The sequence below is a fragment of the Nocardia sp. NPDC059228 genome (assembly GCF_042754245.1).
Lineage (GTDB): Bacteria > Actinomycetota > Actinomycetes > Mycobacteriales > Mycobacteriaceae > Nocardia.
In genome coordinates, this window is sequence record NZ_JBHZAL010000076.1 from 1 (window position 1) to 8055 (window position 8055).

An 8055-nucleotide genomic window follows, 5' to 3' on the forward strand; every position below is an offset into this window, starting at 1 on the left:
GTGGCGGGGGTTGTTTTTTTTTTATATCCTCTGGGGGCTCGGCGGCGCGCCCCCCGCTTTAAACATATTTTTGGGTCTTCGGGGCCCCCCCCCGCCCCCCCCCCCGCGGGGGCCCCCCCCCGCGCCTCGCGTATGTACTCGCGCGTATATAACTGTCGCCGCTCAGCGAGCGCGGCGGGCCAGTCTCTCCGAGTCGGAGATCAGCACGCTCTTGCCCTCGAGCCGCAGCCAGCCGCGGTGCGCGAAGTCGGCGAGCGCCTTGTTCACGGTCTCGCGGGAGGCGCCGACCAGCTGGGCGATCTCCTCCTGGGTGAGGTCGTGGGTCACGCGCAGCGCGCCCGCCTCCTGGGTGCCGAAGCGCTGGGCGAGCTGCAGCAGCGCCTTGGCGACACGACCCGGAACATCGGTGAAGATCAGGTCGGCCAGGTTGTTGTTGGTGCGGCGCAGGCGGCGGGCGAGCACCCGCAGCAGCTGCTCGGCGATCTCGGGCCGCTGATCGATCCACGCCTTGAGGGCGTCCCGGTCCATGGTGACCGCGCGGACCTCGGTGACGGTGGTGGCCGTCGAGGTGCGCGGGCCCGGGTCGAAGATCGAGAGCTCGCCGAACATGTCCGACGGGCCCATGATCGTCAGCAGGTTCTCACGACCGTCGGGGGAGCGGCGGCCGATCTTCACCTTGCCCGAGGTGATGATGTACAACCGGTCGCCGGGTTCGCCCTCGTTGAAGATGACATGGCCGCGCGGGAAGTCAACGGGCTGCAGCTGTTTGGCGAGAGCGGCCACCGCGGTGGGCTCGACGCCTTGGAAGATGCCTGCTCTGGCGAGGGCCTCGTCCACGAATGTGCTCCTTATGGGAAATGGCTCTGTCCTGGACCGAAACGACTCGGCCGACAGTGCAGTCTACTTTGCAATACCGCCGGGTAGTGATAGACACCACGCGCCGAGCTCATTCTCAGACACACGGAGCCGCAGTATGCGACACACAACGACGGTTTCGCGACACGCTTCACAAGCAATCTACGACACGCCGTGAGACGTGCGTCATGAAGATCGTAAAAAGTGGTCTGGAGCTGAAAGCCACCGGACCACTCGAGCACCGACCCGCGCGGATCAGCTGGCCTGTGCGACGTCCATTCCCTTGGCCGCGGGCCGGGCGCGCCGCGGACGCGCCGCCGCGGCCGGCAAACCTAGCTTGGTCAGATCGCTGACCTCGGCATTCGTGGCTCGATCGAGATACTGCTGGACCTCTGGGTCTGGTTCGAGAAGCTTGCGAAGCCGATTCTCGACCCGTTCCATCACCAACGCGAACAGCATCAGCGCTATCGGAAACAGCACCACAGCGAGTCCTTGCATAGGCAGCAGTAAACACGCCGAAGGTCTCAGATGGAACACGGCGGGTACTCAGCCCGGTTGTGGGCCAGGGGTGGTTCCGTAAGGTGGTGGCGTGCGTGTCTCTGAATCCAACGCGGCCGTGAGCGGGGCAGACCCGGATAATTCGGGCGTTCGAGCGACCCCTGACGAGGCTCCCGTCGATGTCTCGGATGCGCCACGGTTTTCGCGTCCGGCCAAAGCGCGCAAGCGCGACAAAGAGACTCGGATCGGCCTGGTCCGGCGGGCCCGGCGCATGTATCGGGAAATGACCGTCGAGTTCCCCGACGCGCACTGTGAGCTGGATTTCACCACGCCCCTCGAATTGGCGGTCGCCACAATTCTTTCCGCGCAGTGCACCGACGTGCGGGTGAACCTCACCACGCCCGCGCTGTTCGCGAAGTACCGCGACGCCCGCGATTACGCCGAAGCCAATCGGGCCGAGCTGGAGGAGTACATCCGGCCCACCGGCTTCTACCGCAACAAGGCCAATTCCCTCATCGGGCTGGGCCAGGAACTGGTCGAGCGTTTCGACGGCGAACTGCCGGGCACCCTCGGCGAACTGGTCACTCTGCCCGGCATCGGGCGCAAGACCGCGAATGTCATCCTCGGCAATGCCTTCGATGTCCCGGGCATCACCGTCGACACCCATTTCGCGCGGCTGGTGCGGCGCTGGGGCTGGACCGCGGCGGAGGACCCGGTCAAGATCGAGCACGCCGTCGGCGAGCTGATCGAGCGCCGCGACTGGACCATGCTCTCGCACCGGGTGATCTTCCACGGCCGCCGCGTCTGCCATGCGCGCAAGCCCGCGTGCGGCGCGTGCCTGCTGGCCAACGACTGCCCGTCCTTCGGGGAGGGCCCGACCGACCCGACCGAGGCGGCCAAGCTGGTGAAGGGCCCGGAGACCGAGCATCTTCTCGAGCTGGTCGGGCTGTGAGCGCCGAGACGGCACGGGGCAGCACCGGGTGGCGGTGGGCGCTGGCGGCGGTGATCGTCGCCGTGGCGGCGGCGGTCGCGCTCTGGCCGCAGTTCACCCACTCCGACCACAAGAACGCCGCGACCGGCTCGACCACGGCCACCGCGCCCGCCGAACCGGCTGTCGCCGACTCGGATCGGGCCGCGGCGGCGCTGGCCGCCTGTCCCGTGCCCACCGGCGCGCCCGTCGGCGACGGCCCGCTGCGCGGCATCACGCTGGACTGCCTGGCCGACGGCCGGCCGGTGGATCTGGTTGCGGCGCTGGCCGGCAAGCCCGCGCTGCTCAACCTGTGGGCCTACTGGTGCGGTCCGTGCGCGGAGGAACTGCCGCTGCTGCAACAGTTCTCGCAGCAGGCCGGGAACGCGCTCACGGTGCTGACCGTGCACAGCGATCCGGGGACCGCCAAGGCGTTGTCGCGGCTGAGCGGGCTCGGCATCCACCTGCCCGGGGTCGAGGATTCGAATGCCAGGGTTCGCACCGCTGTAGGCGCGCCCGCCGTGCTGCCGATCTCGGTGCTGTTGCGCGCCGACGGCACCGTTGCGAAAGTCGTGGTGCGCCCGTTCACCAGCGTCGAGGACATTTCCGCCACCGTCGCGGCCGAATTGGGGGTCAGGGCGTGAGGGCTGGACGAGTGGATCTTTCGACAAGGGTGTGGTGATGAGACTCGAGGCGTCTGCCAATGGCATTCCGGAGTGGCTGCGCGGGGTGGCCGAGCACGACCCGGCCGATCCCACCGGCGTGAACCCGGTGCTGCGCCGCAGCACCATGCGGCGCTTCGCCGCCGCGGCGACCCGGGCCCGGGAGGCGTCGGTGCTGGTGCTCTTCGGCGGCTCCCCCGTGCCGGATTCGACTGCGCCGGGCGGGCTTCCGGCCGATGCCGACGTGCTGCTCACCCAGCGTGCCGCCACCCTGCGCCAGCACAGCGGCCAGGTGGCGTTCCCGGGCGGCGGGGTGGAGCCGCAGGACGACGGCCCGATCAGCACCGCGCTGCGCGAGGCGCGCGAGGAGACGGGGCTCGACCCCGCCGGTGTGGAGCCGATCGCGGTGCTGCCCAAGATCTTCGTGCCGCCGTCGCGGTTCGATGTGACGCCGGTGGTCGCCTACTGGCGCACGCCCGGCGAGGTGGGGGTGGTGAGCGAGACGGAGGCCGCCCGCGTGGCGCGAGTGCCGCTGTCCGAGCTCATCGATCCGGCCAATCGTTTCGTGGTGCGCCATCCACTGGGCTATATGGGCCCGGCGTTCACCGTGGACGGAATGCTGGTGTGGGGGTTCACCGCCGGGGTGCTCGCCGGATTGCTGGCGGTGTCCGGGTGGGAACGCGAATGGGACCATCACGATGTACGTGATCTGCAGGCCGCACTGGCCGCGGTAGGGATGACATTATGAGCGCCTCGGGCTGGCTCGACCTCGGCATCATCATTCTGGCGCTGCTGGCCGCCACCTCCGGGTGGCGGCAGGGCGCGGTCGCTTCGGCGCTCGCCTTCCTGGGCGTCATTCTCGGTGCGGTCGCGGGCATTCTGATCGCACCGCACATCCTGAAGCACCTGAACGAGGGCCGCACCCGGGTGCTGGTGGGCGTCCTGCTCATCGTGGCGCTGGTGATCGTCGGCGAGGTCGCGGGCATGGTGCTCGGGCGGGCCGCGCGCGGCGGCATGCGGGATCCGTTCACCCGCAGCGTGGACAGTGTGGTGGGCGCGGGCCTGCAGGCGGTGGCGGTGCTGGCCACCGCGTGGCTGCTGGCGCTGCCGCTGACCAACTCCTCGCAGCCCGGAATCGCGGCCGCGGTCACCAACTCCCAGGTGCTGCGCAATGTCGACCATGTCGCGCCGGACTGGCTGCGGCGGGTGCCGACCGACTTCTCCAACCTGCTCAACACCTCCGGGCTGCCGGATGTCATCGGCCCGTTCGGGCACGTCCCGATCACCGCCGTGGAACCGCCCGATCCCAGCGTGCTGCAGCTGCCGGTGGCCCAGCAGCTGCAGGGCAGCGTGCTGCGCATCCGCGGCATCGCGCCCAGTTGCCAACGGCAGCTGGAGGGTTCGGGCTTCGTGGTGGCCCCGGAGCGCATCATGACCAACGCGCACGTGGTCGCGGGCACCAACACGGTCAGCGTGGACACCGCGCGCGGGTCGCTGCCCGCCACCGTGGTGCTGTTCGACTCGTCCAAGGACGTGGCGATCCTGGCGGTGCCGGGCCTGAACGCGCAGCCGCTGGACCTGGCTCCGGCCGATGCCGGCTCGGGGGAGAGCTCCATCGTGCTCGGTTACCCGGGCGGCGGGCGCTACACCGCCAGCGCGGCCCGCGTGCGCGAGACCCTGAACCTGAAGGGTCCCAACATCTACCGCGACGCCGACGTCAAGCGTGAGGTCTACACCATTCGCGGCCAGGTCCGGGCCGGTAACTCCGGCGGCCCGCTGGTGGACACCGACGGCCGGATCCTGGGCGTGGTGTTCGGCGCGGCGGTCACCGACGACGACACCGGGTACGTGCTCACCCTCGACGAGGTGCGGCCCGAACTGAGTTCGGCGGCAGGTCAATCGACGGCGGTCGGCACCGGCAGCTGTGTGCTGAGCTGAGCCTGGAAGAACGGAAAACGGCCCCGGCGAACATGATTCGCCGGGGGCCGTTTTTCGTATCGGAGAGCCTCGTCAGGCCAGCAGTTTCGCGATCTCCGCGGTCACCGGCTCCGGATTCTCCTGGTGCGCATAGTGACCCGCGTCCGGGATGGCCACCACCCGGCGCTGCGGCGAGAGCTGCTGGCCGCGGCGGATGGTGCCCGGCAGGATGTACCGGTCGCGGTCGCCGTACAGGGCCAGCGTGGGCACCAGCACCGGTTCGCTCATGGCCGCCATGAAACGCCGGCCGTCGGGCCGCCACTGGCTACGGAAGGCCCAGCGCTGATATTCCAGCGCACAGTGCGCCGCGCCGGGGATCCGGACGGCGGTGCGCATGCGGCGGGCGGTGTCGGTGAATTCCTCGGTGGCCGACCAGCGTTCGCCCACCCGGTCGCGGAGCAGGAGTTCGATCGCGATGCCGTCGTCGCGGGTGAGCCGGGCCTCGGGCACGCGCGGCACCTGATAGCGCAGGAAGTCCGGCAGCCAGGCCGAGCGCTGTGGCTTGTCGCGCAGCACCGCCCGCTTCAGCGCCACCGGATGCGGGGAGCTGATCAGCGCGATGGACCGCACCACCCGCGGGTGCAGTACGGCGGTGGCCCAGCACACCAGGCCGCCCTCGGCGTGCCCGACCAGGGTCGCCTCGGTGTGGCCCAGCGCGCGGATCAGGCCGGCGACATCACCGGCGAGGGTCCAGCCGTCGTAGCCGCGTGGCGGCTTGTCGGTGTCGCCGTAGCCGCGCAGGTCCACCGCCACCGTCCGGAAGCCGCGTGCGGCCAGCCCGGTCAGCTGGTGGCGCCAGGACCACCAGAAGTCGCCGAAGCCGTGCAGCAGCACGACCAGCGGCATGTCCGGGTCCGTGTAGGCCGTCCCGGCGGGCACGGCCTCGACCACGTGGAAGCGAATGCCGTTGGCGTGCACGTCCCGATGGGTCCACGGCCCGTCATAGCGGACTGCGGACGGATCCGGATGCGAATTCGACGACACGCCGATGGAGCGTAATCGAAGGTCTAGGGCCGGGGCTTGCCGAGTTCGACGGAGACCTCGGCCGTCTCCCCGTCGGCGTGACCGAAACCGCTGGGCAGCACGCTCTTCGCCTCCTTGAGGGACTCGATGGTCTTCTCCGGTGCGCGCAGCTTGCGCACCTTCAGATAGCCCAGCAGCGCGAAGGCCGCGACCGCCGCGATCATCAGCAGGAACACCACCAGGAACGCGGCCCAGCGGTACAGCCAGATGTCGAGCAGTTCGGCGAGGAAGAAGAAAAAGAAGAAGGAGCTGAACAGCAGGATGGTCAGCGCCAGGATGAAGAAGACGCTGCCCTGCAGGCCCTTCTTGATCTCACCGGTCACCTCGGCCTTGGCGAGCTCCACCTCGGCGCGCACCAGGGTCGACATCTGCTCGGTCGCGTCGCGGACCAAGGTGCCGAAGGTCGCCGACTGATGGGCGTCGACATCGGACAGCGGAATCGAAGTGACGGTGCGGGTGCGGTTCCCGTCGTAGCCGTTACCGCCCTGTGTGAAGCTCAATTGCTCGACCCTTCTCCATGTCCCGGTAGTACTGTCCGGTGTCGCTCTTGATTTTGCAGTGCCCGCTCGTCACGTCGTGCCTGGTGAGCACGGCCCCGACGCAACAGTAGCGCCGAACCCGCCAGGGAAGCCGCCAAAGACGTGAGCAACACCGCCGCTTTCGCGAGCTCTGCGGCCGACCCGTCGCCGACGTCTTCCAAGGCCAGTTCTGCCACCAAGAGGCTAACGGTGAAGCCGATCGCTCCCAGTACCGACAGGGCGAACATGTCCCGATAACCGAGATCACCGGGGCGTTCCGCGATTCCCAACCGTACGGCGAGCCAACTGGATCCGAAGATGCCGGCCGTCTTGCCGACCAGCAGGCCCAGGACGATGGCCAGCGCCAGCCGGTCGGTGAACAGCTTCGACAGCACGCTCGCATCCAGCGGAACGCCCGAGGCGAACAGCGCGAACAACGGTACGCACAGCGCGGCGGAGATGGGCTGGAAGAAATGCTCGAGCCGGGCGGCGGGCACGCAGTGCTCGTCCTCGCCGGGGTCCGGGCGCACCCGGGTGAGCAGGCCGCAGGCCACGCCCGCCAGGGTGGCGTGAATTCCGGCCTCGTGCAGTGAGTACCAGGCGATCAGGCCCAGCGGGACGTAGATGAACGGGCTGCCGAGGCGGAAGCGCTGGGCCAGCGCCCAGCCGGCCAGGCACAGCACGGCCGCCAGCAACCACAGCATCTTCAGGGTGGTGGTGAACAGGACGGCGATCAGGATGATGGCGATCAGGTCGTCCACCACGGCCAGGCTGAGCAGGAATACCCGGGCGCCGGCCGGAATCCGCGATCCGGTCATGGCGAGCACGGCCAGCGCGAAAGCGATATCGGTGGCGACCGGGATGGCCCAGCCGCGGTCCATGCCCGGCGCGCCCCAGCCGACGGCGGCGGCGATGAGCGCGGGCAACACCACACCACCGGCGGCGGCCACGATGGGCAGGGTGGCGCGTTTGCGGTCGGCGAGTTCACCGACCACCAGCTCCCGTTTGAGCTCCAGCCCGGCCACGAAGAAGAAGATGGCCAGCAGGCCGTCCTTGGTCCAGTCGGCCAGCGTGAGGTCGAGGTGGAGGGCGGGAATGGCGAGCCTGGTGTCGACCATGGTCGTGTAGCTCGCGCCCCACGGTGAGTTGACCCAGATGAGCGCCGCGGCCGCGGCGATGAGAAGCAGTGCGCCGCCGAAGGTTTCGGTTCTCAGATAACGGGCGAGCTCGGAACGGACCTGAGCGATCACGGTGCAGCCTTTCGGTCGGTCGACGAGAAAGCGGCGTGCTACACCACTCCAGGGACCGACGGCACAACCGCATGCCGACCAGACTTCCCGGCACACCTTTTGCGCAATTCTAACGGTGTGCCCGGAACGTCTTGACTACCCCGTACCCGAAGCGGCCCCCTGATCGCCGATCAGGGGTCGCTCGCGGGGTCTGCCCGTTTACGCCTTGCCGGCGCGGATGGACTCGAATACGTTGGGGTCCACCAGGGTTGAGGTGTCGCCCAGTTCGCGGCCCTCGGCCACGTCGCGCAGCAGGCGGCGCATGA

At 69.1% G+C, this 8055-nt stretch carries 9 protein-coding genes; 4 read left to right on the forward strand and 5 right to left on the reverse strand.

What is annotated here, in order from left to right:
• Positions 1-162: 162 nt before the first annotated feature.
• Together ACFXKA_RS42195 and ACFXKA_RS42200 are read right to left on the reverse strand one after the other, a co-directional pair.
• Entirely contained in the window at positions 163-837 is a 675-nt protein-coding gene (locus tag ACFXKA_RS42195; RefSeq protein ID WP_019044571.1) for a Crp/Fnr family transcriptional regulator, read from the reverse strand.
• A gap of 273 nt (positions 838-1110) precedes the next feature.
• Positions 1111-1338, reverse strand: a complete 228-nt coding sequence (locus ACFXKA_RS42200; RefSeq protein ID WP_081986109.1) for a hypothetical protein — start codon at positions 1336-1338, stop codon at positions 1111-1113.
• Positions 1339-1624: 286 nt separating this feature from the next.
• Here ACFXKA_RS42200 and nth point away from each other — a divergent pair, with 286 nt between their 5' ends.
• Genes nth through ACFXKA_RS42220 form a run of 4 tightly spaced genes read left to right on the forward strand, consistent with a single transcriptional unit; the run spans position 1625 to position 4920 of the window.
• Entirely contained in the window at positions 1625-2305 is a 681-nt protein-coding gene (gene nth, locus ACFXKA_RS42205; protein WP_354839122.1) for an endonuclease III, read from the forward strand.
• A complete protein-coding gene (locus ACFXKA_RS42210) occupies positions 2302-2964 on the forward strand; it encodes a TlpA family protein disulfide reductase (protein ID WP_379431784.1) in 663 nt (220 codons plus the stop codon). The genes nth and ACFXKA_RS42210 overlap by 4 nt, the downstream gene beginning before the upstream one ends.
• A 37-nt stretch (positions 2965-3001) precedes the next feature.
• Positions 3002-3730 carry an NUDIX hydrolase gene (locus tag ACFXKA_RS42215; RefSeq protein WP_379431785.1) on the forward strand — a complete coding sequence of 243 codons (729 nt, stop codon included), beginning with the start codon at positions 3002-3004 and terminating at the stop codon, positions 3728-3730.
• On the forward strand, positions 3727-4920 hold the full coding sequence (locus ACFXKA_RS42220; protein WP_354839071.1) for a MarP family serine protease: 1194 nt from the start codon (positions 3727-3729) through the stop codon (positions 4918-4920). The genes ACFXKA_RS42215 and ACFXKA_RS42220 overlap by 4 nt, the downstream gene beginning before the upstream one ends.
• A 72-nt stretch (positions 4921-4992) precedes the next feature.
• Here the strand turns inward: ACFXKA_RS42220 and ACFXKA_RS42225 are convergent, their stop codons facing one another.
• The 3 genes from ACFXKA_RS42225 to nhaA are packed head-to-tail and all read right to left on the reverse strand — an operon-like array spanning position 4993 to position 7750.
• Positions 4993-5943, reverse strand: a complete 951-nt coding sequence (locus ACFXKA_RS42225) for an alpha/beta hydrolase (protein ID WP_354839074.1) — start codon at positions 5941-5943, stop codon at positions 4993-4995.
• A gap of 23 nt (positions 5944-5966) precedes the next feature.
• On the reverse strand, positions 5967-6482 hold the full coding sequence (locus tag ACFXKA_RS42230; protein ID WP_354839077.1) for a phage holin family protein: 516 nt from the start codon (positions 6480-6482) through the stop codon (positions 5967-5969).
• Entirely contained in the window at positions 6479-7750 is a 1272-nt protein-coding gene (nhaA, locus tag ACFXKA_RS42235; protein ID WP_354839080.1) for a Na+/H+ antiporter NhaA, read from the reverse strand. The genes ACFXKA_RS42230 and nhaA overlap by 4 nt, the downstream gene beginning before the upstream one ends.
• Between the last annotated feature and the right edge of the window lie 305 nt (positions 7751-8055).

Coding starts and splice junctions, on each gene's coding strand:
- nth (WP_354839122.1), top strand. CDS start 1,625: ATGTATCGGGAAATGACCGTCGAGTTCCCCGACGCGCACTGTGAGCTG.
- ACFXKA_RS42215 (WP_379431785.1), top strand. CDS start 3,002: ATGAGACTCGAGGCGTCTGCCAATGGCATTCCGGAGTGGCTGCGCGGG.
- ACFXKA_RS42220 (WP_354839071.1), top strand. CDS start 3,727: ATGAGCGCCTCGGGCTGGCTCGACCTCGGCATCATCATTCTGGCGCTG.